Below are 1,652 nucleotides of genomic sequence, written 5' to 3'. Positions count from 1 at the left end.
GAGGGGCGTGGGCCGGGACGCCAGGGGCGCGGACGGTCGTCACGCTGGCCTTCGACGACGGACTCGAGGAGCAACGACAGGTGCTGGACATGCTTTCGGCCTCGGGGCTGAAGGCAACCTTCTTCATCATCAGCGGACGGGTGGGCCAGTCGGGATTCATGAACCTCGATGACCTGCGCCGGCTGGCCGCGGCCGGACACGACATCGGAGGGCACACACTGCAGCACGCGGAGCTGGCGACGCTGGCGCCCGAGCACCAACGACAGGAGATTTGCGAGGACCGCCTGCGGCTGCTCAGTTGGGGCTTCTCGCCCACCGCCCTCGCCTTCCCCTTCGGCTCGAACGATGCGGCGGTGAACCAGATGGCCGCGGCGTGCGGCTACAACGCCGCGCGCGACGTGCGGGGCCTGGTGGACACCTGTGGCTCCTGCCCCGCGGCCGAGACAATCCCTCCCTTCGACCCCTACGAAATCCGCACGCCCGCCACGGTGACGCGCGACGACGGACTGGAGCAACTGCAGGCGTGGGTCACCACGACGGAGGCCGCGGGGGGCGGCTGGGTGGTCGTCGTCTTCCACTTCGTGGAGCCGGACTGCACCAAACACACCTATTGCGTGAAGCCCGACGTCCTCCAGGCATTCATGGGCTGGCTCTCACAGCGGGCACCGATGGGGACCGAGGTGCGCACGATGCAGGACGTCCTGGGCGGCGCGGCGCAGCCCGCGGTGCACCCCGTGCCCCAGACGCCCACGGACGCGCTGAAGAACCCCTCGCTCGAGGACGACGCGAACGGCGACGGCGTGCCCGACTGCTGGCAACTGGGACCCGCCCACGGCGGCGCCGTGCGCGCAGAGCGCTCGGCCGAGGCGCACAGCGGCGCCTGGTCCTACCGACTCGAGCGCGTGGAGGCGTCCGGGGGCGCGGCATCCATCCAGGTGCTGCGCGACGACGGCACCTGTGCGCCGGCCGTCACGCCGGGGCGCGGTTCGCGGGTGAGCGTCTGGTACCGCGCCAGCACCCCGCTGCACCTGGAAGCGGCCGTGAAGGGGGCGGATGGGACGTGGAAGGTGTGGAACCGCGGCCCGAGCCTGCCGCCCGCGGAGGCCTGGACGGAGGCGTCATGGGAGCTGCCCATCGCGCTGCCGGCCGACGCGTTCGGACTGAGCGTGGGCGTCGCCCTGGAAGGGGTCGGATGGGCGCTGGTGGACGACTTCGGGCTCGCGGAGGCGGCGGTGCCCGCGGCGAGCCTGGTGCTGGACGCACCGACCGGCGGAGAGGACTTCGTCGTGGGCCAGGAGGTGGAGGTGAGGTGGTCCTCGCTCGGCGACGTGCGGACGCTGGACGTGGCGTACTTCACCGAGGCGAGCGCCACCTGGATGCCGGTAGCCACCTCGGTGGAGAACACGGGGCACCTCATCTGGCGCGTGCCCGACGTGCCGAGCCGGGAGGCGCTGCTGCGCGTCGCCAGCACCACGGACGAGACGGTGTCGGGCGTGAGCGCGCCCTTCCGCATCCTGGCCCAAGCCACGCAGCCGGGCATCGTGGAGACGCCCCCCGAAGAGACGCCTCCCGAGGAGACGCCTCCCGAGGAGGTCCTTGGTGACGGCCTGGTGGAAGGCGAGAGCGGTGGTTGTGGGGGATGTGGGGGCGCG

Annotated in this window: 1 protein-coding gene; it reads left to right on the top strand. The window is 72.1% G+C overall.

The annotated features are described in order from the left end of the window. Window positions 1-1,652: polysaccharide deacetylase family protein (locus G4D87_RS37515; protein ID WP_163787553.1), on the top strand; the 1,652-nt coding region annotated here is incomplete at both ends.

Source organism: Myxococcus vastator, assembly GCF_010894475.1.
Lineage (GTDB): Bacteria > Myxococcota > Myxococcia > Myxococcales > Myxococcaceae > Myxococcus > Myxococcus vastator.
The sequence above is the reverse complement of the archived record's forward strand: the minus strand, read 5'-3'. Positions and strand labels throughout refer to the sequence as shown.